General features: G+C 59.7%; 21 protein-coding genes. 13 read left to right on the top strand and 8 right to left on the bottom strand.

Annotated elements, in window-relative coordinates; translation table 11 throughout:
- Positions 1 to 38: 38 nt before the first annotated feature.
- A complete protein-coding gene (locus F568_RS0116115; protein ID WP_019019789.1) occupies positions 39 to 713 on the bottom strand; it encodes a hypothetical protein in 675 nt (224 codons plus the stop codon).
- Between the two features lie 189 nt (positions 714 to 902).
- On the opposite strand from F568_RS0116115, the gene betT reads away from it, so the two are divergent.
- The 4 genes from betT (at position 903) to F568_RS23975 (ending at position 5268) form a co-directional block, all read left to right on the top strand.
- Positions 903 to 2963 (top strand): choline BCCT transporter BetT, encoded by a 2061-nt coding sequence (betT, locus tag F568_RS0116110; protein ID WP_019019788.1) that lies wholly within the window; start codon positions 903 to 905, stop codon positions 2961 to 2963.
- A gap of 216 nt (positions 2964 to 3179) precedes the next feature.
- On the top strand, positions 3180 to 4139 hold the full coding sequence (locus F568_RS0116105; protein WP_019019787.1) for a PRC-barrel domain-containing protein: 960 nt from the start codon (positions 3180 to 3182) through the stop codon (positions 4137 to 4139).
- Positions 4140 to 4276: 137 nt separating this feature from the next.
- Positions 4277 to 4471 carry a hypothetical protein gene (locus F568_RS25005; RefSeq protein WP_156817468.1) on the top strand — a complete coding sequence of 65 codons (195 nt, stop codon included), beginning with the start codon at positions 4277 to 4279 and terminating at the stop codon, positions 4469 to 4471.
- Between the two features lie 197 nt (positions 4472 to 4668).
- Positions 4669 to 5268: a PRC-barrel domain-containing protein gene (locus F568_RS23975; protein WP_019019785.1), complete on the top strand. Its 600-nt coding sequence runs from the start codon at positions 4669 to 4671 to the stop codon at positions 5266 to 5268.
- A gap of 107 nt (positions 5269 to 5375) precedes the next feature.
- Here the strand turns inward: F568_RS23975 and F568_RS25285 are convergent, their stop codons facing one another.
- The 7 genes from F568_RS25285 to F568_RS0116065 all read right to left on the bottom strand — a co-directional run bounded on the left by F568_RS25285 (position 5376) and on the right by F568_RS0116065 (position 11462).
- On the bottom strand, positions 5376 to 5552 hold the full coding sequence (locus F568_RS25285) for a hypothetical protein (protein ID WP_019019784.1): 177 nt from the start codon (positions 5550 to 5552) through the stop codon (positions 5376 to 5378).
- Positions 5553 to 5586: 34 nt separating this feature from the next.
- A complete protein-coding gene (locus F568_RS24480; RefSeq protein ID WP_211213449.1) occupies positions 5587 to 5790 on the bottom strand; it encodes a metallothionein in 204 nt (67 codons plus the stop codon).
- A 94-nt stretch (positions 5791 to 5884) separates the two neighbouring features.
- Entirely contained in the window at positions 5885 to 6199 is a 315-nt protein-coding gene (locus F568_RS0116085) for a hypothetical protein (protein ID WP_019019783.1), read from the bottom strand.
- 54 nt (positions 6200 to 6253) lie between these two features.
- A complete protein-coding gene (locus tag F568_RS0116080; RefSeq protein ID WP_040476467.1) occupies positions 6254 to 7597 on the bottom strand; it encodes a diguanylate cyclase domain-containing protein in 1344 nt (447 codons plus the stop codon).
- Between the two features lie 123 nt (positions 7598 to 7720).
- Positions 7721 to 9547: a translational GTPase TypA gene (gene typA, locus F568_RS0116075; RefSeq protein WP_019019781.1), complete on the bottom strand. Its 1827-nt coding sequence runs from the start codon at positions 9545 to 9547 to the stop codon at positions 7721 to 7723.
- Positions 9548 to 9810: 263 nt separating this feature from the next.
- Entirely contained in the window at positions 9811 to 10800 is a 990-nt protein-coding gene (locus F568_RS0116070) for a polysaccharide deacetylase family protein (RefSeq protein WP_019019780.1), read from the bottom strand.
- Positions 10801 to 10904: 104 nt separating this feature from the next.
- Entirely contained in the window at positions 10905 to 11462 is a 558-nt protein-coding gene (locus F568_RS0116065) for a glycosyltransferase (protein ID WP_156817467.1), read from the bottom strand.
- A gap of 606 nt (positions 11463 to 12068) precedes the next feature.
- Between F568_RS0116065 and glnA the strand changes: the two genes are divergently transcribed.
- From glnA to nrdE, 9 genes are all read left to right on the top strand, one after another.
- Positions 12069 to 13478 carry a glutamate--ammonia ligase gene (gene glnA / locus F568_RS0116055; protein ID WP_019019777.1) on the top strand — a complete coding sequence of 470 codons (1410 nt, stop codon included), beginning with the start codon at positions 12069 to 12071 and terminating at the stop codon, positions 13476 to 13478.
- Between the two features lie 132 nt (positions 13479 to 13610).
- Positions 13611 to 14243: a DUF4124 domain-containing protein gene (locus tag F568_RS0116050; protein ID WP_019019776.1), complete on the top strand. Its 633-nt coding sequence runs from the start codon at positions 13611 to 13613 to the stop codon at positions 14241 to 14243.
- Between the two features lie 202 nt (positions 14244 to 14445).
- Positions 14446 to 15486 (top strand): nitrogen regulation protein NR(II), encoded by a 1041-nt coding sequence (gene glnL, locus F568_RS0116045; protein WP_026300595.1) that lies wholly within the window; start codon positions 14446 to 14448, stop codon positions 15484 to 15486.
- 64 nt (positions 15487 to 15550) lie between these two features.
- Positions 15551 to 16960: a nitrogen regulation protein NR(I) gene (gene glnG / locus F568_RS0116040; protein WP_019019774.1), complete on the top strand. Its 1410-nt coding sequence runs from the start codon at positions 15551 to 15553 to the stop codon at positions 16958 to 16960.
- A gap of 243 nt (positions 16961 to 17203) precedes the next feature.
- Positions 17204 to 18256, top strand: coding sequence for a class I fructose-bisphosphate aldolase (locus F568_RS0116035; protein ID WP_019019773.1), 1053 nt, complete (start codon positions 17204 to 17206; stop codon positions 18254 to 18256).
- 168 nt (positions 18257 to 18424) lie between these two features.
- Positions 18425 to 19615: a 5-demethoxyubiquinol-8 5-hydroxylase UbiM gene (gene ubiM / locus F568_RS0116030; RefSeq protein ID WP_229804316.1), complete on the top strand. Its 1191-nt coding sequence runs from the start codon at positions 18425 to 18427 to the stop codon at positions 19613 to 19615.
- A gap of 143 nt (positions 19616 to 19758) precedes the next feature.
- Positions 19759 to 19980, top strand: coding sequence for a glutaredoxin-like protein NrdH (nrdH, locus tag F568_RS0116025; RefSeq protein ID WP_019019771.1), 222 nt, complete (start codon positions 19759 to 19761; stop codon positions 19978 to 19980).
- A 13-nt stretch (positions 19981 to 19993) separates the two neighbouring features.
- Positions 19994 to 20395 carry a class Ib ribonucleoside-diphosphate reductase assembly flavoprotein NrdI gene (gene nrdI / locus F568_RS0116020; RefSeq protein WP_019019770.1) on the top strand — a complete coding sequence of 134 codons (402 nt, stop codon included), beginning with the start codon at positions 19994 to 19996 and terminating at the stop codon, positions 20393 to 20395.
- A complete protein-coding gene (gene nrdE, locus F568_RS0116015; RefSeq protein WP_019019769.1) occupies positions 20385 to 22559 on the top strand; it encodes a class 1b ribonucleoside-diphosphate reductase subunit alpha in 2175 nt (724 codons plus the stop codon). Before nrdI ends, nrdE begins: the two co-directional genes overlap by 11 nt.
- Positions 22560 to 22591: the final 32 nt, after the last annotated feature.

The raw sequence follows: 22591 nt of genomic DNA, 5'->3' as shown, positions 1-22591 counted from the left end.
GAGACACCAATCATCCAATCCTGGCTTTTTAGCAACGTTCAGTAACGGATATCGATACCCACCCGGTTAGGGGTCATGGTCCAGGCATAGTGGTAATCGAGACTTACACCGCCCAATGTCAGGCGCGCCGGCTGGAAACGGTTGAGTGCGCTGCCCGCCTGGGTCGGCTGGGTGCGAATTTGCAATTCGCTGACCAGCATGCCGGTGGCGAAACTGAGCGCGCCATCGCCAGGACGATCATCACCCAGACCGATCGCCAATCCTCCCAGAGTATTGACGATCAATGAGTCCAACCTGGCCTGCCATGCACGGCGCTCTCGCTCTTCGGCGGCCACCCGCTGCATGAGCTGTCGAGCCTCGGTGAGATCGCCGGTCTCGCGGAACTCGGCCAGCTCACGGCGTGCCGGTACGTGCGGCTGAACGTCGAGAAGGGTGCCACCCAATGCTAGCGCCGATTTCACCGTGCCCACCCGGGCATCGAAGCGATCGTCGTTGTCCTCCGCTTCGCTGGCCTCGTAGGCATTGATGCCCAGACTGACGGCATATACGCCGCTCCACCCATAACGCCAGATCTCGCCTTGAGTCGCGCCGCGGTTCAGGGACTCGCTGTAGGCCTGCCATTCTTCTTTCATCGTATTACCGGACTGGCCCTGCGCGACTGTGGTGAACAGGGTAAGAAGTACTACGGCCAGCGAAGGACGCAAGGTGGGCATGGGCAGCTCCTGAGCTTCAAGCGGATAGGCAGAAGGGTCGCAGACAAGTGTAGAGGATTCCGTGTCGTCCGGTAGCTGCCCGCCCGTCGGTGCCAACGCTGTTTCATGCTCTACGCTATAAGACGCAGCTCCGGCGTGTCATGACATTGACTACCCATCACTTCCTCTCGATCAATCAGAGATACCATCATGAGACCCCAAGAAAATAGCGAGTCGCTATCGCGGGACCGTCTGAACCCGGTAGTCTTCTACAGTTCGGTGGTAGGCATCGTGGCCTTCTCTCTATGGACCATGCTCGCCACCGAGCAGGCCAACAGCGTCATCAATGCCATCCTCGGCTGGATCGCCAACACTTTCGGCTGGTACTACTTTCTGACCGTGGTGATCTATCTGGTCTTCGTGATCGGGCTGGCGCTGTCGCGCTACGGCAAGATACGTCTGGGTCCGGAGCACTCCCGGCCGGATTTCAACCTCTTCTCGTGGTCGGCGATGCTGTTCTCGGCAGGGATCGGCATCGGGGTGATCTTCTTCGCCCTGGCCGAGCCGTTGACGCAGTTCTACAACGCCCCTAACGCGCCCGAGGACGAGATTGCTGCGGCGCGCCATGCCATGAAGATCACCTTCCTGCACTGGGGGCTGTCGGGTTGGGGGATCTATACTCTGGTGGGCATGTCGCTGGCGTTCTTCAGCTATCGGCATAACCTGCCGCTGACCATCCGCAGTTCGCTCTATCCGATCTTCGGCGATCGCATCTATGGCACCATCGGCCACGTCGTCGATACCGCCGCGGTGATCGGCACGGTATTCGGGATTGCCGCCAGTCTGGGCATCGGCATCATCCAGCTCAACTTCGGGCTCGACTACATGTTCGGCATCCCTGAAAGCGTTTGGACCCAGGCCGTGCTGGTGTTGTGCATCGTGCTGTTCGCGACTATTTCTGCGGTGACCGGAGTGGAGCGCGGCATTCGACGGCTGTCGGAATTCAATATTCTGCTGGCGGTGGCGCTGTTGCTGTTCGTGCTGTTTGCCGGCAAGACCATTTTCCTGCTTAACGCGCTGGTGATGAACATCGGCGATTACCTGTCCGACTTCATCAGCCTGTCGTTCAATACCTATGCCTTCGATCCGCCTACTGCCTGGCTCAACGGCTGGACGTTGTTCTTCTGGGCCTGGTGGATTGCCTGGGGGCCGTTTGTGGGGTTGTTCCTGGCGCGTATTTCGCGCGGACGCACCATCCGTACCTTCGTGCTGGGCACCCTGACGCTGCCCATCATTTTCATGATGTTGTGGATGTCGCTGCTGGGGAATAGCGCCATCGACATGGCCATGAACGGCGCTACCGAGTTCGGCCAGCAAGTCATGGATAATCCGCCTTCCGGTATCTACCTGTTCCTGGAGCAATATCCCTGGCCGATCTTCACGACCATTGCGGTGAGTGTCCTGGCCATTGTGTTCTTCGTGACCTCTGGCGATTCTGGCGCGCTGGTGCTTTCAAACTTCACTTCGATCCTTACAGACGTCAATCACGACGCCCCGATCTGGATGCGCATCCTGTGGTCGGCAGTGATCGGCATCCTGACGCTGGCGCTCCTGATCGCCGGCGGGCTGACTACCTTGCAGAGTGCGGTGGTGATCACTGGCCTGCCGTTCTCGGTGGTACTGTTTTTCATGATGGCGGGGCTCTATCAGGCGCTCAAGACAGAGGCCTTCAAGGAAGACAGTCGGCAGACGAGCCTGGCGGGTCAACTGTCCGGACGCACCAGCGGCGAGCGTGGAGCGGCGCAGAGCTGGCAGCAGCGCCTGAAACGGGCCATGAGCTTTCCTGATCGCAAGGAGGCCCAGCGCTTCATGGATAATGTCTGCAGGCCGGCCATGGAGGCGGTCCGTGATTCGCTACGCGATGAGCATGTCGATGTGGTGATTCATCAGGGCAGCCAGAACAACGATGACTATCTCTCACTCAATGTCGACTTTGGCGAGGAGCAGAACTTTACTTATCAAGTCTGGAGTCAGGGCTTCACCACGCCGGGCTTTGCCATGCATACCCCGCATGCCTCGAGCCGTTACTACCGGATCGAGGTGTACCTGATGGAGGGTAGCCAGGGTTACGACCTGATGGGCTATACCCGTGATCAGGTGATCGAGGACATTCTCGATCAGTACGAGCGTCACATGCATTACCTGCACCTCAACCGCGAGGCGCCAGGCAACGTCAACATGCCCGACAGTACCATGCAGCCGCCCGCCTGAACGGGACACTGATCAGTACCGCGCCGTTCACCAGCAGTGGGCGGCGCCGTTTCGTTGCAGCTGCGACACTTTCGACCTGCACGCAGCGGTGCGTTTGGCTACGTTATTGATTTTTTAATTTTTTTTCAGCCTTGGGTAAACACGTAACCGGCCTTGCATCTGTCCAGAGTTTGTCTAACTTGGTAGGTGCAAACCATGGATTAGGAGTGCCGTAACATGAAAAGGACAGCTATTGCTATTGCCGTTGGTGCCCTGTGTACCGGTCTGTCTGGTGGGGTAGTCGCTCAACAGAGTGAACCGGAAAAGAAGTTCGTCAATGCGGACAGCAATGGGGATGGCCACCTGACTCAGGAGGAGATCAGCAATCTCCAGGGTCTGGATAAGGACGCATTCCGTCAGGCGGATGCCAATCAGAATAATGAGTTGTCTCTGGAAGAATATCTGGCGGTAGCAGGCGACAAGAACGCCCAGCAGTCCCAGTCGGGGCAGCAGCAAAGCCAGAGTGGACAGTCCCAGGAAAAGATGGACGTAGACGTCCAGCAGAAACCTGCCGACGTGAAGGTCAATCAGGAGCCGCCCAAGGTTACTGTCAAGCAGCAGCCTCCTGAAGTGACGATCGAACAGCCGGATCCCAACGTCAAGATCGATCAGCCCAAGCCGGATGTGAGCATTGATCAGGCGAAGCCTGATGTGACGGTCGAGCAGCAAGGCCAGCCGGAGGTCAATGTCGAGCAGTCAGGGCAGGCTCAGGTCAACGTCAACGAGCAGAACGAGCAACAGCAACAGCAACAGCAGAACCAGCAACAGCAAAACCAAAACCAGCAGCAACAGAGCCAGCAGCAGAACTCTCTGATGCAGATGACTGCAAGTGACCTCCAAGGTAAGCAGGTCGTCACCCAACAGGGTGAGGAACTCGGTGAGGTCGGGGAGATTTCCAAGAGCACTCAGGACAATAGCCTTTATGCCATTGTCTCAGTAGGTGGCTTCCTTGGCTTGGGTGAAAAGGAAATCGCTCTGCCACTGCAGGAGATGAACCTGGAGCAGGATCAGCTGGTGATGCAGACCCAGCGTAGCAAGGACCAGCTCAAGGATTCAGCCAACGAGTACAACGAGCAGGATTACCAGCCGGTCGAAGGCAACGTGACGCTGTCTCAAGCTGCTGGCAGTGGCTCCTGATCGCTAGTATTCATTACCTATAGTAGTAAGAAGGCGTAGCCGGTGGCTGCGCCTTTTTTCGTTCACTTGGCGCTTAACGATGAGTGGCGCAGGCGAGGCTAGCTCATCTCGTTACGCTTGGGGCTATCGTGCGGCTCATGGCCCAGGCGCTGCCGATTCTGTATCGGCAAATTATGGCCTTGGTAGGTGATCTCGCTTCGCGAACGGTTGATCCGTTGATCGATGTGGGCGAGCAGAAGAAGTTGTGCGGCAAGGAAAAGAAAGCAGAACACGATGCCCTTGAGCATGGCGGTGAACTCTGGCGTGAAGGAGGTGCCCTTTGCGCAGTGTAGAGCTAAGCAGGGGAAGCTAGCTAGTAGCTACCGGCGGCGTTTTTGCCAACCCGTTAGGCTATGAAGGGAAAAGCCCCTTGGACAATGTTGTTCGATGATCTGACTGGTTGTGTTGATTCCTGACTGGGCACTCCATGAGGGGTGGTCTAGCCTTGTACAAGCAGGATGTCTTGCGTTTACGCATACAGGAGGACGTCATGAAAAGGACAGCATTGGCCATTGCCATCGGTGCACTGTGTGGCGGCTTGTCGGTTGCGACTTTGGCTCAGGAGAGCGGTCAGACAGAGCAGGGACAACAGCAGGGCCAGATGGGCCAACAAGGGCAACAGGGCCAGATGGGCCAACAAGGGCAACAGGGCCAGATGGGCCAGGCTGAGGGGCAGCAGACCCAGCAGGGCGAGAGCGGTAGCCAACAGGAAGGGCGGCAGAACTTGATGTCCATGCCGGCGAGCGAAATCGAGGGCATGCAGGTCGTCAACCAGGAGGGCCAGGAGTTGGGTGAGGTCGAGCGTGTCGCTGTCAGCACCCAGGGCAATCAGGTCTTTGTCGTGGTGTCCGTCGGTGGCTTCCTGGGGATCGGCGATGAAAGCGTCGCGCTGCCTCTCCAGGAGATGAAACTGCAGGAGGATCAGTTGGTACTCCAGACCAGCCGTAGCGAAGACGAACTGCAGCAATCGGCCGAGGAGTACAATGAGGAGGACTACCAGACCGTAGAGGGCGAGACGACATTGTCCGATGCGGCCAGTGGTGGAGGCATGTCCGGGGGCAGCGGCGGCTCAATGGGCGGTGATTCATGAGCACGGCCAGCAACCGATAGAATGGCATAACCTCAAAGGCGCGGCAGAAAGCCGCGCCTTTTTGTTTGGCATGTTACCGGATCAGCGATTGATAGGCTGGGCTGGACTCAATCCTCGCGCTGCTCGAATTCCTCGGCGGCGCGAATCGCTTCTGCCTGGGATTCGTGTTCGGACACGACAGTCTCATTTTCCGGCTGTGACTCGTCGATGACGACCCAACCGGTGATCTTGTCGTTGAGGTCCTTGGCGGCGAAAACGGGTTCGATACGGGCTTGTCTGGACATGATGCCTCCTTGCTGTCGCTAAGTGTCGAAACGTTCAAAACTGCTCTTCGGGTAAGTCTCCCGACGCTGGCCTATTGAGTTCGGTACAGGCACAGCCATCGTGAACACAGTCCATGCCTTCCGGATGGCCGGCCGCGCAAGCGGTACAACAATAGACTTCACCTTCGGAAATCGAGGCTTGCTCACTGGTAACGGTGTATTCGCAACCAACGCAGGCGCAGGTTCCCATATCTGCCATAGCACGTCCTCCTGTCGTGGCATGGTCTTAGCGTAGAAGCCTGATCTCGAATTGGAAAAGGTTAGGTTGGGTGAGTTTCTAAAACGGTCCTGATTTAGTCGTTGTCACTGTCATCGACAATACCGGATTCAAAGGCTCGCCTGTCGTCGGGCAGGCGTACGACATCGCCCAGAGACAGGTCGCCCAGTTGCTTCAGGCGCTCACCGCTGTTGCCGTCGATTAGGGCGACGACCTCTCCGATGCTGGTGGCATCACGGTAGGCCTCGACACGCACGCGCACATTCGCGCCCCGGTAACGTCCGCTGACAATGCTGCCAGGGTGAGGCTCGCCGTAATCATTAGGATCCTTGGCATAGTGGGACTGGACACTTTGCGTACCAGGCGTGTCCCATTCGACGTGCTTGTGCATGCTCCCTCCTTGGTATTGAACGCTTGCCCCCTCAGCTTAGCCGGGCGTTGCCCGCTAGGGAAAGCCCGATTCGCTGCCATGAAAGGCAATGCGTGCACGGCCGCTGCGCTTAGCTGAATACAAGGCCTGGTCGGCATGTAATAACAGGGCATGCACGCTATCGCCATGGTCGGGATAAAGAGCGATACCGATGGACGAAGTGGTGCGCAGCGAAAGGTCATCAAGCATCCAAGGCTGTTGCAATGCATCGCAGAGTCGCCTGGCGGCGTCCTCGGCCTGGCTGGCTGAGACATCACGCAGTACCACCACGAACTCATCCCCGCCTATGCGCGCCAATAGATCGATGGGGCGAAGGAGTGTATCGATGCGCTTGGCCAACGCGATCAGGAGCCGGTCACCAATATCGTGACCATGGGTGTCGTTGATGGGCTTGAACTTGTCCAAGTCTAGATAGAGTACCGCAAACGCCTTTGTAGACCGGGTTGCGTGCTGCAGCACCTCGCCCATGCGTTCTAACAGCAAACGCCGGTTGGCCACGTTGGTTAGTGGGTCCCGATAGGCCAATGCCTGGAGCTGCTCGTCGTAGCGCTTGCGCTCGGTAATATCGCGACAGGAGAGCAGTAGTTGGTCCCAGCTATTGTTGTTGGCGATGGCGATGGCGATGGCGATGGCGCTGGCGGTGGGCGTCAGGGTGAGTTCGTACCAGCGATACCAGCCCCTGTGCGTTAGCAGTCGGCACTCGAGAATGTGACGGCTGTGGCCCTCCTGGGCCAGCGCCTGCAATGCCTCGGCCCACGGGTCGCTATCGAGAGGATGAACGTAATCAACCAGTGCGCGGCCAAGCAGCATTTCGCTGCGATACCCTAGCTGATGCTCTATGGAAGGAGAAACATAGTCGACTTTGCCATCGGCAGTGAGCAGGCCAATGATATCGGACATGTTCTCGGCGATCAGGCGGTACTTGGCTTCGCTGGCTCTCAGAGCATCTTCGGCCAACTGCTGGTCGGTGATGTTACGACTGACGATGACCAGCTGGTGGCGCTGCCCCTGTGCGTCGAAGTGAGGCGTCTTGACCACTTCCCAAGTATTGATCCGCCCATCCAGCCCCAAAAAGGACTTGCGAATGATCAGCGAGGCGCCATGCCGCCAGGCGTCTTCGTCGGTCCGGGCATTGTATTCGAAGATGGCGCGAAACTGTGGTCTTAGCTCGCCTAGCTCAAGGTCAGTCATGCCGAGATAAGCGATGTCATGCAGTTCATGCACATCAATGACGGCCTGATTGGCAACCAGCCAGCGTCCCTGGCCATCCTTTAGGACGATAAACTCCTGGATCGCGTCGACCAGGTGGCGTAGTTGATCGGCCTGCAAGGCTGGGCAGGCGGTCCGCGAGGACTCCATTGGGAGGTACCGGTAGGTGAGACGTTTAGTGAGTATATCGGCGTTCCAGATAGTGTCTTGAGGTCTTCTGCAACGAAAAAGGGGCCCCGAGGGCCCCCTTTAGCGTGTTTGCCGTTACCGGCTTCACTTTTTGCTGGCGCGCTTGCGCTCGTTTTCTGTGAGGTGCTTCTTGCGCAGGCGAATGTGGTTGGGCGTCACTTCAACCAGTTCGTCGTCGTCCAGGAACTCGATGGCCTGTTCCAGCGAGAACTTGATCGGCGGAGTCAGTACGATGTTCTCGTCATTGCCGGAGGCGCGCATGTTGTCGAGCTTCTTGCCCTTGGTCGGGTTGACCACCATGTCATTGGCGCGGTTGTTGATGCCTATCAGCATGCCTTCATAGACCTCGGTGCCGTGATCGATGATCAGCTTGCCGCGATCCTGCAGGGCGTACAGGGCGTAGGCCAGCGCCTTGCCGGAAACCATTGACACCAGGACGCCATTGCGACGCTCAATGGAGGCGTCGGGCTTGAGCGGGCCGTAATGATCGAAGCGGCTGGTCAGGATGCCGGTGCCCGAGGTCAGGGTCAGGAACTGGCCGCGGAAGCCGATCAGTCCGCGCGCGGGGATAATGAAATCCAGGCGCACACGTCCCTTGCCATCCGGGTTCATGTTGGTCATTTCGCCCTTGCGATAGCCGAGTTCCTCCATCACCGCACCTTGGTGCTGCTCCTCGACATCGATGATGACTTCCTCGTAGGGCTCCTGCTTGACCCCGTCGATTTCGCGGATGATGACCTCGGGGCGGCCCACGGCCAGCTCGAAGCCTTCACGACGCATGGTCTCGATCAGTACCGACAGGTGCAGCTCGCCACGGCCGGATACCTTGAACTTCTCGGGGGAATCCCCCTGTTCGACACGAAGCGCCACGTTGTGAATCAACTCCTGGTCCAGGCGATCCTTGATATTGCGGCTGGTGACGTATTTGCCGTCACGCCCGGCAAACGGCGAGTCGTTGACCTGGAAGGTCATGGACACGGTCGGCTCGTCGACCGACAGCGGCGGCAATGCCTCGGGAGCGGCGACATCGCACAGCGTATCGGAGATCGCCAGGTCGTCGATGCCGGTAATGCAGATGATGTCACCGGCGGTGGCCTGCTCGGTCTGTACGCGCTCGAGACCCATGTGGGTCATGACCTGACCGATCTTGCCCTTGCGGGTAGCGCCGTCGCGGGAAATGACCGAAACCTGCTGGCCAGGGCGCACGCTGCCGCGCTTGATACGACCAAGACCGATGACGCCGACATAGCTGTTGTAGTCCAGCGCCGAGATCTGCATCTGGAACGGTGCATCGAGTTCGACATTGGGCGGCTCGACGATATCGACGATGGCCTGGAACATGGGGGTCATGTCGTCGGCGAGCTGGTCCGGCTCGGGACCGGCAATGCCGTTGAGCGCCGAGCAGTAGATGATCGGGAAGTCGAGCTGCTCGTCAGTGGCGCCGAGATTGTCGAACAGGTCGAAGATCTGGTCGATGACCCAGTCGGGACGGGCGCCGGGGCGGTCGATCTTGTTGACCACGACGATCGGCTTGAGACCTTGGCTGAAGGCCTTCTGAGTAACGAAGCGGGTCTGCGGCATGGGGCCATCTACCGCATCGACCAACAGTAGTACTGAGTCGACCATGGACATGACGCGCTCGACTTCACCACCAAAGTCGGCGTGCCCAGGGGTGTCGACGATGTTGATGTGGTAAGCGCTCTCGTCGGGGGCTTGCCAGCGGATCGCGGTGTTCTTGGCCAGGATGGTGATACCGCGTTCCTTTTCCTGGTCATTGGAGTCCATGATGCGCTCCTGGCCCTCGGTCTTGCGGTCCAGGGTTCCGGACTGCTGGAGGAGCTTGTCGACCAGGGTGGTCTTGCCGTGGTCGACGTGGGCGATAATGGCTATGTTGCGAAGATTCTCGATCACGACGCGATCCTGCTGGGAAATAGGGGGCGCATTATAGTGGCTGAGCTATGGCTGCTGCCACTCCAATGACAAGTTGTTGCGGGAAAAGTCGCCTAATGGTGGCAAAAACGCAGTCAGAATACGACTTTGCATGCTGGTTTTCGTACCGACGCAGGTCGTGCGACAGTTAGGCGATGAGTAAGTGGTGCCTATGACAGGTGAAACCGGATAAGGTTCCCGCCGAATATCGCAACATACCCTGCCCGGGATGTACGACAAGCGTATTACAACTTGCCTAGCAGGTAGTCGAATAGTCTACCTGGGCTGTGGGCGATCGGCTGGGCGATAGCGATACGCGGTAACGCCAGACGATTGCTGCGATGAGTCAACCAGCCACCGTCAGCGGCCAGAGCGGCCTGAACGCCACAGCGCTGGACGACCTGCTGTACCCGGGGGCTGGGTCGTTCGTCGGGATAGGCCAGGATCGGCAGCGGTTCGCGGCACAGGCGTGCCAGGGTGCGTCGGGAGCGCTGAACCTGCCAGCGGATACGCTCCTCGCTCTGCAACTCGAACGCGGTGAAGTCGACGCCACGCGCACCGAAGCGAATAAGCCCACCCGATTCCAGGCGCCGTATGCTGAATGGGTCGAGCCCGTGGTTCGGCTGGCCGAATTCCTGGCAAAGTTGTTGGGTGACGGAGGACAGGCGTTGTGGGTTCACCTGGCCGAGCTGCATGAAGTAGGCCAGTAGAGCGCGGCTATAGGCATCGTTGGGGTGAGCTGGAGGCATGGGGGGCAGGGGCAGGCAGGCATCGCCCATGGCCTCGCGGATACGGTGGGCAGCAACTACCTGCCAGAGGCCTTCACCGATCACTTCGCGCCAATGGCCACCGGGATGCCCCAGCCAGGCGGTATTGACGAAAATGCTGGCCGGAATGGCGTAATGCTCGAGTAAAGGGACGGCGACGTCGGCATTGTCGCGCCAGCCTGCATCGAAGGTCAGGGCAATACGCGCTTTGGGGTCATGGTGGAGTTGCATGGCCGTTGGCAGGCTAACCAGCCGGGCCACGTCACAGAGAGCGACGAGCAGGCGTTCGAAACTCTCTGGGCCAAGGCACCAGGGAGCGCGGTGGGGCAGGCGGGCCTCCTGCTCGCTGGGCAGCACCCGATGCAACACGATGATGGCGCTGCGCCCCCACAGGGGCTCTGCCAAGCTACGGCGCCAGTGGCCTCTCAACCGCTGGGCCAAATCCTGGGCCAGGTCCAAGCCGTTCATAGGCTCTCTCCTTGAGCCGGGAGCGTGTCCCTCATCTGGACGATCTCCCGGACACGCGCCAACGCGCTTCCTGCGTTCAGTTTATGACGCTCTCTGCAGCCTGCCTAGCTGGGATGCTGTGTATCGCCATTGGGGGTGAGTTGCAGTACTCGAGCATGACAAGCCATGAGCCTGCCGACCAAATCGCGCTCGGCTTCGTTGTCCAGGTCGGGGTCGAAACCTCCGACGCGCTCGAACCAGGTTCGCTTGATCGCCAGAGCCAGAGTGCGTCCCGCTGGGTGATAGAAACGTGCCAGCCAGGGCGGGAAACGGCTCTGTGTCGTCAGGATGACGGCATTCCAATAGTCATGCAGGGCATCCTCGATTTGCATGAACCACGCTGGCGGGACTTCAGCCGTGGCATCGATGAATACCAGGGCCTCGGTCTGCACGGAATTGGCAATAGTGTTGTAGCGTTGTCCACGCGGCCCGGCGGGTAGTTTGATGATACTTGCGCCGTGCTGATCGGCCAGGGTGACAAGACGCGAGCGTACCCTGTCGGCAACCAGGATGATGTCGACGGAACCTTGATCATTGGTAACGGCTGTAGCGATGGCTCGCAGGCATCGGCCGAGACGCGCGTAGCCGCGACGCGTATCGATGATGACGCAAAAGTGTTTCATTGCTTGGCGACCTGAAGTCCGGTACAGGGCCGGCTGCCGTGACGTGGGCACAGGCCGCCTGTGGGTCACGATAGTCATAGACGTTTCCTTACGTCATGAACCTCGTTGGGATTCCTGCCCGAGGTTATGTAATTGAAGCGTAGTCGTGGGTTTCAAAGGGTTTCAATGTTCAGGCGACTGATTTTTGGAAATCCCAAGAATGGTTTTTTTGTGTGTCACTAGGTGAGTCCCATAATTATCGCCGATTCGAGGCGTATGTGGGTATTTTTGCCCACAAAAAATGCGTGTCAAATAGTCTGCACCTAAATAGTGCATTTGGTGGGTTTAATGTTTCAAGTTGGTGCGCTTATGTAGGGCGTGCACCTGCATGAGGCGGGAGGAGGTATTTTCGGTGCCGCTTCCAGGAAAGGGATGTCTTGATTATTTCAATTAAAAAACAAGGAATTACTAGAATCGTTCTGGCATGTTGCGCCATTTTGGCACGCCTTCTGCATTTCATTCGCCAGATTGGGCGTGCCATGGGCAATATTGGCTCGGCATGCTACAAAGTGACGCTGGACACGCAAGCCATCGATTCGAGCCCTGGGCTCATTAGTGGAGGACATCATGTCTGAGAAGACACTCGCCCTGATTGAGGAACACGACGTCAAGTGGGTTGACCTGCGCTTCACCGATACCAAGGGTAAAGAGCAGCACGTTACGATTCCGGCAAACGCCGTCGACGAGGAGTTCTTCGAGAACGGTCAGATGTTCGACGGTTCCTCCATCGAAGGCTGGAAGGGCATCAATGAATCCGACATGATTCTGCGCCCTGAAGACGGCACCGGCTTCCTCGATCCGTTCACCGAGGATTCGACGCTGGTGCTGCGTTGCGACATCATCGAGCCTGCTACCATGCAGGGCTATGACCGTGACCCGCGCTCCATTGCCAAGCGCGCTGAGGCCTACCTGAACACCACTGGCCTGGGTGACGTGGCCTTCTTCGGCCCGGAGCCGGAATTCTTCATTTTCGACGAGGTGCATTGGAAGTCCGATATTCAGGGCTCCATGTACAAGATCACCTCCGAAGAGGGTGCCTGGTCGACCGACGCGACCAAGCTTGAAGGTGGAAACCTGGGTCACCGTCCGCGCGTCAAGGGCGGCTACTTCCCGGTTCCGCCGGTGGACAGCTTCCACGATATCCGTAGCGCGATGTGCAACACCCTCGAAGCCATCGGCCAGTCGGTTGAAGTGCATCACCACGAGGTGGCGAACGCCGGTCAGAACGAAATCGGCGTCAAGTTCAACACCCTGGTCAAGAAGGCCGACGAGGTTCAGGAACTCAAGTACGTGGTTCACAACGTGGCCCACGCCTACGGCAAGACCGCGACCTTCATGCCCAAGCCCCTGGTCGGCGACAACGGGTCTGGCATGCACGTTCACCAGTCCTTCTGGAAGGAAGGCCAGAACCAGTTCGCTGGCGATCAGTATGCTGGCCTCTCCGAGATGGCGTTGTACTACATTGGCGGCATCATCAAGCACGCTCGTGCCCTGAATGCCTTTACCAACGCCTCGACGAACTCCTACAAGCGCTTGGTGCCAGGATTCGAAGCGCCGGTCATGCTGGCCTACTCGGCACGCAACCGTTCTGCCTCAATCCGTATCCCGTACACTGCCAGCCCTAAGGGCAAGCGCGTCGAGTGCCGTTTCCCCGATCCGACCGCCAACCCGTACCTGGCCTTCGCGGCGATGCTGATGGCGGGTATCGACGGCATCAAGAACAAGATTCACCCTGGCGATGCCATGGACAAGAACCTGTACGACCTGCCGCCGGAAGAAGGCAAGAAGGTGCCGACCGTAGCCAATAGCCTCGATCAGGCGCTGGAAGCCCTCGACAAGGATCGTGCGTTCCTGACCGAAGGTGGTGTCTTCACTGACGACATGATCGACGCCTATATCGAACTCAAGGGCGAGGATGTCGAGCGCCTGCGCATGACCACGCACCCGATCGAGTTCGACCTGTATTACAGCTGCTAAGCAGCGATAACGCTGCATCCCGTTGGGATGGCGTGATTAAAGGGCTCCGCATGGCGGGGCCCTTTTTACGTTACACTACGGCTACGTTCGTCAGGTGCCGATCATCGGCTTGCAGTTATCGAGGAGAAGGTCATGCGGCGATTGTCCTGCCTATTGCTGGGTACCCTGTTGCCCTGGGCCAGTCTCGATGCAGCCACGGTCTACCGCTACACGGATGAGCAGGGAAACGTGGTCTTTACCGACCAGCCGCGCGGCAACAGCGAGAAGATCAAACTCGAGCCTCTGACGGTCGTGCCATCCCTGGAAGCCACAGCCCCCGCAGCCAGCTCCGCACCGTCAAGCAACGACACCGGCCAGGCCGAGCGTTCGTCACGCCCGAGGACGAGCGAAAGTCGCCCTGGCGAGCCTTTCATGCCCTATTCCACCTTCCAGATCGCCTCGCCACAGGATGAAGCGACGCTTCAGACCGGTTACGGCGGTAACGTTCAGGTTGAACTGGATGTCGATCCCGACCTGCGGCCGGACCACCGCGTGCGGCTACTGGTCGATGGAGAAATCAGTCAGTCGGCGATGCATACCAGGGCATTCATGCTCACCAACTTGGACCGTGGCGAGCACAGTCTGCAGGCTGAACTGCTGGATGCCTCCGGCCAGGTGCGTCATCGCAGTGCGCCGGTGACGTTATACGTTCATCGCGCCAGCGCCAATTCGCCGGCCAACCCCAGCAACTTGAGCGGCCTACCCCGGAACGATTCCGGCAACTGATATCCTCCCTGGCTGCCCGTTTTTGTCACATGCATCATCGGCTGGCTGTACGCGATGGGGCAATGCGGGTTTTGCAATGCACTATCATGGTGCATGCCAGCTGGCCATACTCTCGCTAACCCCGCGGAATACGCTCTACCTGTAGATGGCGCGCTTCTTGCAATGACTAACGCGAAGGGAAGCCATTATGCGGAACAAGGCCATGTATCAACGCTTGCTGGAACATCTGACCACCGCCGTGGTGACTCTGGACGGGGCGTTACGCGTGCGCTGGTTGAACCCGGCCGCCGAAGCACTACTGGCGGTGAGCCTGAGCCGGGTGCAGGGAACCCGGCTCGACAGCCTGGAGGGGGAGAACGGCGCTGTTGCCGAGTTATTGAACAAGGCGCTGGGCGAACAGCACCCCTTTACCCAGCGCGAGGCGGTTCTGGTTCTGCCCGGCGGCGAGGCAACCACGGTGGATTTCACCGTGACGCCGTTGAACGAGAGCGAGCTGCTGCTGGAGATCGAGCCGCGTGATCGGCTGATGCGTATTTCCCGCGAAGAGGCTCTGATTGCTCGTCAGGAAACCATCAAGGTGCTGTCCCGGGGCCTGGCTCACGAAATCAAGAATCCGTTGGGGGGGATCCGTGGGGCGGCTCAGCTGCTCGAACGTGACCTGCCCAATCCGCAGCTAGCGGAATTCACCCGCATTATTGTCGAAGAGGCCGACCGGCTGCGTGACCTGGTCGACCGCATGCTTGGGCCCAACAACCTTGTGCATCACGAGGCACTGAATGTTCATCAGGTCATCGAGCGCGTCCGTGCCTTGCTGGAGGTAGAGCACCACCGGGTGGACTATGTCCGCGATTACGACCCCAGCCTGCCCGAACTGCGCGGCGACGATGCCCAATTGATCCAGGCGGTGCTCAACGTGGCGCGCAATGCCGTGCAGGCCATGGAGGAGAGCGGTACCGAGCATCCGCAGCTGATCCTGCGTACCCGAGCGCGACGTCAGTTCACCCTGGGAGCCGAGCGCCACCGGCTGGTCTGTGAGGTGGCGGTGATCGACAACGGCCCCGGGATTCATGCCAGCCTGCGCGAAACCCTGTTTTTTCCCATGGTGTCGGGGCGTGCCGAAGGCAGTGGTCTGGGATTGTCCATCGCGCAATCGATCCTGCACCAGCATCAGGGGCTGATCGAGTGCGACTCGCACCCTGGCTGTACCGAATTCCGTTTGATGATCCCGATAGAGACGCACTGATGAGAACGACCATCGTTGCTTCGCGCTTTTTCGCTTTGCGTTCCGTTCGCCCGCTGGAGGCCCTATGACCGATACCGCCCGCATCGTTATCGTCGACGACGACCGTGCCATTCGCTGGGTGCTCGAGCGTGCCCTGGCGCAACCGGATCTCGAGGTGACTAGTTTCGACCGTGCCGATACGGCACTCGATGACATCACGCGTCATCCTCCCGACGTGCTGCTCACCGACATTCGCATGCCGGGGCTCGACGGGCTTGAACTGTTGGCCAGGATTCGCGAGAGCAATCCTGACATGCCGGTAATCGTGATGACCGCGCATTCCGATCTCGACAGCGCGGTGGCTTCCTACCAGGGCGGTGCCTTCGAGTATCTACCCAAACCCTTCGATGTCGACGATGCCTTGGCATTGGTGCGCCGTGCGGTAGCGCATGCCCGCGAGCGTCGGGCACCAGCCGCGGTACCGGAGGGGTTGTCTGCCGAGATCATCGGTGAGGCGCCGGCCATGCAGGAGGTCTTTCGCGCCATCGGCCGCTTGTCCCAGTCGCATATTACTGTGCTCATCAATGGCGAATCGGGGACTGGCAAGGAGCGTGTGGCTCAGGCATTGCATCAGCACAGTCCGCGCCGCGCGAACCCGTTCATCGCCCTGAACATGGCGGCCATCCCCAAGGACCTGATGGAGTCCGAGCTGTTCGGTCACGAGAAGGGCGCCTTTACCGGGGCCACCGCGCAACGTCGCGGCCGCTTCGAGCAATCCGATGGCGGCACACTGTTCCTTGACGAGATCGGCGACATGCCGCCCGATACCCAGACCCGCCTGCTGCGCGTGCTGGCCGACGGCGAGTTCTATCGCGTTGGCGGACACACACCGGTCAGGGTCGACGTGCGTATCATTGCCGCGACCCACCAGAACCTCGAGCGATTGGTTGAAGATGGCCGTTTTCGCGAGGATCTGTTCCACCGTCTCAATGTCATTCGTGTGCATTTGCCACGGCTGGCTGAGCGCCGCGAGGACATTCCGCGACTGGCCCAGCACTTTCTGGCCGAAGCCGCCCGTGAACTGTCCACCGAGACCAAGGTACTGACCAAGGACGCCGAGGAGCACCTGACTCGCCTGCCGTGGCCGGGCAACGTTCGCCAGCTGGAGAACACCTGCCGCTGGTTGACGGTAATGGCCTCGGGGCGTGAGGTGCTTGTCGACGACCTGCCCCCCGAACTGCGCGACGTTGAAGGTACCGAGGCGGCCAGCGGCGATTGGCGCAGCGCTTTCCGCGAGTGGGCCGACAGGGCACTGGCCGCCGGGCATACCCACCTGCTGGAAGAGGCCGTGCCCGACTTCGAGCGCATCCTCATCGAGACGGCACTCAAGCATACCGGGGGGCGCAAAGGCGAAGCTGCTGAACTGCTGGGCTGGGGACGCAACACGCTGACACGCAAGGTCAAGGTGTTGTTGCCAGCCTTGGCGGAGGATTGATCTCGCGAAAATTTCGGGTTTAGTGTTGTCGGCCTGCACCTGGGAGGGTTTATCCGCTACGCTCAATAGGCGCCTTGCTACGGATAATTTATGCCTGACTGCCCCGTGCAGCACTGCTGCGGAAGGGAAGTGTCATGGAGCGTAAAGTTGAGTGCGGCGCCGTTTACCTTCAAGATGAAGGACGGCATCTAATGCCGGTCGTTGCGGGAAGCAATGTTCATTCAAAGGGAGGAGACCAGGACGATGACCGATTTTGCCAAGCTTCTGGGGGACGAGGCCGACAGCCTGCTGAATCACACCTGTACCGGCTTCAAGAAAGAGGATTTGTACCTGCCCGGCCCCGATTATGTCGACCGGGTACTGATCGATAACGACCGTAGCCCACATGTGCTGCGTAACATGCAGACCCTGTTCAATCATGGTCGCCTGGCCGGTACCGGCTATCTCGGCATCCTGCCGGTGGATCAGGGCATCGAGCACTCGGCGGGTGCCTCGTTCGCTCCCAACCCGATGTACTTCGACCCGAAGAACATCGTCGAGCTGGCCATCGAAGGTGGTTGTAACTGCGTGGCCTCGACGCTAGGCGTGCTGTCATCCGTGGCACGGCGCTATGCGCATAAAATTCCGATGATGCTCAAGCTCAACCATAACGAGACATTGACCTACCCGGCCATCTACGACCAGACGATGTTCGCCCAGGTCGAGCAGGCGCATGAAATGGGCTGTGTCGCGGTCGGTGCCACCATCTATTATGGATCGCCCGACTGCCGCCGCCAGATCCAGGAAGTCAGCGAAGCCTTCGAGCGCGCCCATGAACTGGGTATGGTCACCGTACTGTGGTCATATCTGCGCAACGCCGATTTCAAGAAGGACGGCACGGATTATCACGTGGCGTCTGACCTGACCGGGCAGGCCATTCACATGGCGGCGACCATCAAGGCCGACATCGTCAAGCAGAAGCTGGCCGAGACCAACAATGGTTATCGCACGATCGGCTTTGGCCACACCCACGACAAGGTCTACGATGAGCTGACCTCGGATCACCCCATCGACCTGGCCCGCTATCAGGTAGCCAACTGCTTCATGGGACGTGCCGGGCTGATCAACTCGGGGGGTGGCTCCAAGGGCCATTCGGACCTCGGTGAGGCTGTACGCACGGCAGTCATCAACAAGCGTGCCGGCGGCATGGGCCTGATCTCGGGACGCAAGGCCTTCCAGAAGCCGATGAAGGAGGGCGTCGAACTGCTCAACGCCATTCAGGATGTCTACCTCTCGAAGGATATCACCATCGCCTGAAGTTAACTGGGCGACTCGGGGATTACCGCAACGGCCCGGCTCTGCCGGGCCGTTTGTCGTTGAGGCGTGGCCGATCGCCACTGCCCGTGGTCGCTATGTGGACCACAGCGTATCATGAGCAGCCATACTGACAGCCGTTAACGACGAATGGCGCAAGGGGAAAGTGACATGCCGGAAAACACAATGGCCGACGTGGCGATCGTGGGTGCTGGGCCGGCGGGGCTCTGCCTGGCTGTCGAACTGGCCGCCATGGGGCTGGAGGTGGCCGTGGTCGACCGCATCCCCTATTCCGCTTTGGCAGAACCGGGAGAAGACGGACGCGAGATCGCCCTGACCCACACGTCACGACGTCAGCTCGCCTGGGCCGGTATCTGGCAGCGTATCGACATGCAGAGCGTGGCACCGATTCGCGAGGCGCAGCTCTACAATGGCGACGCGCCGCAAGCCATGACGCTGGCCGGCGGCGAACGCTCTGCATCACGAACCATTGGCCAACTCGTTCCCAACCGCGTTATCCGGCGTGCCGCTTTCGAGGCCGCCCTGGACGATTCGCGGATCACGCTGCTTACCGGCCAGGGCGTCAGCGCGCTTGAGACCGCTACACGCACACGCACCTTGCGTCTTGAGGATGGCAGCCGGTTGGACGCCCGACTGGTCGTGGCGGCCGACGGTCGGATGTCAGTAACGCGTCGAATGGCGGGGCTGCCTGCCCATCTCGAGGACACTGGTCGAAAGGTGCTGGTTTGCCGCATGGCTCATGAGCGCCCCCATGGCGAGACGACATGGTCCTGGTTCGGCTACGAGCGGGCACTGGCGCTCCTGCCGCTGAACGAGCAAACCTCCTCGGTAGTCATGACGCTAACGCCGACGGAAGCCGAACGGCTGGCATCACTGGATGTTGCTGCATTCTCGGCAACGGTCACCGACTTCTATCGTCACTGCCTGGGCGACATGCAGCGTATCGGAGAGGTGCATAGCTACCCGCTGTGGGTCGGCTATGCGCAGCGTCTGGTCGAGGAGCGCCTTGCGCTGATCGGCGATGCCGCGATCGGCTTGCATCCCGCCACTGCGCATGGCTTCAACGTCGGGCTGGCCAGCGTGCACCGGCTGGCGCGTGAAATTTCCATGGAGCATCGGCGAGGTGGCGATATCGGGTCGTCCGCTGTCCTGTCCGCCTACGAACGCGCCCATCAGCGCGCGATCCGGCCCTTGTGGCTGGCTTCCCAGACCGTAGTGTCGCTGTATGGCGATGCACGCCCGCCTGCTCGTATGCTGCGCCAGGCCGCGTTGGGCCTGGCCAGGCAGGTCGGGCCGCTACGCTGGGGGCTTGAGAGCTATCTGCTGCGAGACGCCCGTTGATCCAGCATTGACGAGACGCTGATCTCGACTCGGTACCAGATGTTGATTCTTTTGCGTAAATGACTACCATATGTGGTGCTCTCGGCCTGAGGAGGCGAGAGCACTTTTCTTGCGCACCGCTGTCATTTACGGGAACGATTATCATGAGTATTACCATTTACAGCAAGCCGGATTGCATGCAGTGCCATGCCACCTACCGCGCCCTCGACAAGCAGGGACTCGACTATAGCGTGGTGGATATCAGCGTGGAGACAGACGCGGTGCGCACCGTCGAATCGCTGGGCTATCGACAGCTTCCGGTTGTCGTCGTGGGAGAGGAGCACTGGTCCGGGTTCCGGCCCGAGCGCATCCGCCAGCTGGCCTGAGCGGGGAGCCCATGTGAGCGACTTGGTCTATTTCTCCACTCAGTCGGGCAATACCCGACGCTTCGTGGAAAAGCTGGGCCTGCCCGCCCAGCGAATCCCGTCGAGTCGTCGCGAATCGCTGCGGGTGGAGCGTCCTTATGTGCTGGTCGTCCCCACCTATGGCGATGGCGACCCTCGTACCTCGGTGCCGGGGCCGGTGATTCGCTTTCTCAACGATACGCACAACCGCGCCCTGATTCGCGGGGTGGTGGCCGGTGGCAACACCAACTTCGGCAGCGCCTTCGGGCTGGCGGGCCGGGTCATCGCCCACAAGTGCCAGGTGCCCTTGCTGCACCGCTTCGAACTCATGGGGACACCTGAAGATGTCCTCAAGGTACGCGACTGTCTTACCCTGGAGACCGCCGATGTTGAATGACACCCTGGAACTGCCCGACGAAGCGCCGGCAACCGAGACCTCCCGGTCGGCGAAGGCACTGGATTATCATGCGCTCAATGCCATGCTCAACCTCTACGATGCCGACGGGCACCTGCAGCTCGACGCCGATCGCGAGGCGGCGCGTCAGTACTTCCTGCAGCACGTCAACCAGAATACGGTGTTCTTCCACTCGCTCGAGGAGAAGCTCGACTACCTGGTAAAGGAGGGCTACTACGAGCGCGCCGTGCTAGAGCAGTACGATTTCGCGTTCGTGAAGCGGCTCTTCGAGCGGGCCTATGCGGTGAAGTTCCGGTTCCAGAGTTTTCTCGGCGCCTTCAAGTACTACACCAGCTATACCCTCAAGACATTCGACGGCCGTCGCTATCTGGAGCGTTACGAGGATCGCGTGTGCATGGTCGCTCTTAGCCTGGCACGCGGCGATGAGAGGCTGGCGACGATGCTGCTCGACGAGATCATCCATGGCCGTTTTCAGCCGGCCACGCCGACCTTCCTCAACTGCGGCAAGCAGCAGCGCGGCGAACTGGTGTCGTGTTTCCTGCTGCGCATCGAGGACAACATGGAGTCGATCGGCCGGGCCATCAACTCTGCGCTGCAGCTCTCCAAGCGCGGCGGTGGGGTGGCGTTTCTGCTCAGCAACATCCGTGAGCTGGGTGCGCCGATCAAGCGCATCGAGAACCAGTCCTCTGGCATCATCCCGATCATGAAGCTGCTCGAGGATGCCTTCTCCTACGCCAATCAGCTGGGCGCGCGCCAGGGCGCAGGGGCGGTCTACCTCAACGTACACCATCCTGACATCTTGCGTTTCCTCGACACCAAGCGCGAGAACGCCGACGAGAAGATCCGCATCAAGACGCTGTCGCTGGGCGTGGTAATCCCCGACATCACTTTTGAGCTGGCCAAGCGCAACGAGGCGATGTACCTGTTCTCGCCCTATGACGTCGAGCGCGTCTATGGCGTGCCGTTCGGTGACCTCAGCATCACCGAGAAGTATCAGGAGATGGTCGACGATTCGCGCATCCGCAAGACCAAGACCAATGCGCGCGAATTGTTCCAGACCCTGGCCGAGCTGCAGTTCGAGTCCGGCTACCCGTACGTGATGTTCGAGGACACGGTGAATCGCGCCAACCCGATCGCGGGGCGCATCAATATGAGCAACCTCTGCTCGGAAATCCTCCAGGTCAATTCGCCCACCGAGTACGACGACGACCTGGGCTACCGGCGTATCGGCGAGGATATCTCCTGCAACCTGGGCTCGCTGAACATTGCCCGGGTGATGGATGCCCCGGATTTCGGAGCCAGTGTCGAAACGGCGATTCGTGGCCTGACTGCCGTTTCCGAAATGAGCGACATCCGCTCGGTACCGTCTATCGCCGAAGCCAATGCCCGCTCTCACGCTATCGGTCTGGGCCAGATGAACCTGCACGGTTATCTGGCGCGTGAGCACATCCATTACGGTTCCGAGGAAGGGTTGGATTTCACCAACATCTATTTCTACACGGTGACCTACCACGCCCTGCGGGCTTCGAACCAGTTGGCCATCGAGCGTGGGACACGCTTTGCCGGCTTTGAGGAATCCGCCTACGCCGACGGCAGTTATTTCGACAAGTACACCGAGCGTGAATGGTTGCCGCGGACCGCCAGGGTGCGTGAGCTGTTCCACGCCGCCAGCATTCGCATCCCGACCCAGGCCGACTGGCGCGAGCTAAAGGCCTCGGTAATGGAACACGGCCTTTTCAACCGCAACCTGCAGGCGATTCCACCGACGGGTTCGATCTCCTACATCAATCATGCCACGTCGAGCATCCACCCGGTGGCGGCGAAGATCGAGATCCGCAAGGAGGGCAAGCTGGGCCGCGTTTACTATCCGGCACCCTACTTGAGTGACGACAATCAGGACTATTACCGCGACGCCTACGAGGTCGGCCCCGAGAAGATTATCGACACCTACGCCGAGGCGACCCAACACGTCGACCAGGGACTATCGCTGACGCTGTTCTTCCGCGATACCGCCACCACCCGCGACATCAACCGCGCCCAGATCTACGCCTGGAAAAAGGGTATCAAGACGATCTACTACGTGCGTCTGCGCCAGGCGGCGCTGATGGGAACGGAAGTGGAAGGCTGCGTCTCCTGCACCCTGTGACCGGGATGGTGTGGTCGCAATACTGAAAATAC

Source organism: Modicisalibacter luteus DSM 23508 (assembly GCF_000378505.1).
Taxonomy (GTDB): domain Bacteria; phylum Pseudomonadota; class Gammaproteobacteria; order Pseudomonadales; family Halomonadaceae; genus Modicisalibacter; species Modicisalibacter luteus.
Note: the sequence above shows the minus strand (reverse complement) of the source record. Positions and strands in the feature narration are given on the sequence as shown.

What these genes read in the sequence shown, in the direction of transcription:
- ubiM (WP_229804316.1), top strand. Translation starts at nt 18,425, where the DNA reads ATGCCGGAAAACACAATGGCCGACGTGGCGATCGTGGGTGCTGGGCCG.
- F568_RS0116050 (WP_019019776.1), top strand. Translation starts at nt 13,611, where the DNA reads ATGCGGCGATTGTCCTGCCTATTGCTGGGTACCCTGTTGCCCTGGGCC.
- F568_RS0116105 (WP_019019787.1), top strand. Translation starts at nt 3,180, where the DNA reads ATGAAAAGGACAGCTATTGCTATTGCCGTTGGTGCCCTGTGTACCGGT.
- F568_RS0116115 (WP_019019789.1), bottom strand. Translation starts at nt 713, where the DNA reads ATGCCCACCTTGCGTCCTTCGCTGGCCGTAGTACTTCTTACCCTGTTC.
- nrdE (WP_019019769.1), top strand. Translation starts at nt 20,385, where the DNA reads ATGTTGAATGACACCCTGGAACTGCCCGACGAAGCGCCGGCAACCGAG.
- glnL (WP_026300595.1), top strand. Translation starts at nt 14,446, where the DNA reads ATGTATCAACGCTTGCTGGAACATCTGACCACCGCCGTGGTGACTCTG.
- nrdH (WP_019019771.1), top strand. Translation starts at nt 19,759, where the DNA reads ATGAGTATTACCATTTACAGCAAGCCGGATTGCATGCAGTGCCATGCC.
- F568_RS25285 (WP_019019784.1), bottom strand. Translation starts at nt 5,552, where the DNA reads ATGTCCAGACAAGCCCGTATCGAACCCGTTTTCGCCGCCAAGGACCTC.
- glnG (WP_019019774.1), top strand. Translation starts at nt 15,551, where the DNA reads ATGACCGATACCGCCCGCATCGTTATCGTCGACGACGACCGTGCCATT.
- F568_RS24480 (WP_211213449.1), bottom strand. Translation starts at nt 5,790, where the DNA reads ATGGCAGATATGGGAACCTGCGCCTGCGTTGGTTGCGAATACACCGTT.
- F568_RS25005 (WP_156817468.1), top strand. Translation starts at nt 4,277, where the DNA reads ATGGCCCAGGCGCTGCCGATTCTGTATCGGCAAATTATGGCCTTGGTA.
- F568_RS0116035 (WP_019019773.1), top strand. Translation starts at nt 17,204, where the DNA reads ATGACCGATTTTGCCAAGCTTCTGGGGGACGAGGCCGACAGCCTGCTG.
- F568_RS0116080 (WP_040476467.1), bottom strand. Translation starts at nt 7,597, where the DNA reads ATGGAGTCCTCGCGGACCGCCTGCCCAGCCTTGCAGGCCGATCAACTA.
- F568_RS0116070 (WP_019019780.1), bottom strand. Translation starts at nt 10,800, where the DNA reads ATGAACGGCTTGGACCTGGCCCAGGATTTGGCCCAGCGGTTGAGAGGC.
- betT (WP_019019788.1), top strand. Translation starts at nt 903, where the DNA reads ATGAGACCCCAAGAAAATAGCGAGTCGCTATCGCGGGACCGTCTGAAC.
- F568_RS0116065 (WP_156817467.1), bottom strand. Translation starts at nt 11,462, where the DNA reads ATGAAACACTTTTGCGTCATCATCGATACGCGTCGCGGCTACGCGCGT.
- F568_RS0116085 (WP_019019783.1), bottom strand. Translation starts at nt 6,199, where the DNA reads ATGCACAAGCACGTCGAATGGGACACGCCTGGTACGCAAAGTGTCCAG.
- glnA (WP_019019777.1), top strand. Translation starts at nt 12,069, where the DNA reads ATGTCTGAGAAGACACTCGCCCTGATTGAGGAACACGACGTCAAGTGG.
- F568_RS23975 (WP_019019785.1), top strand. Translation starts at nt 4,669, where the DNA reads ATGAAAAGGACAGCATTGGCCATTGCCATCGGTGCACTGTGTGGCGGC.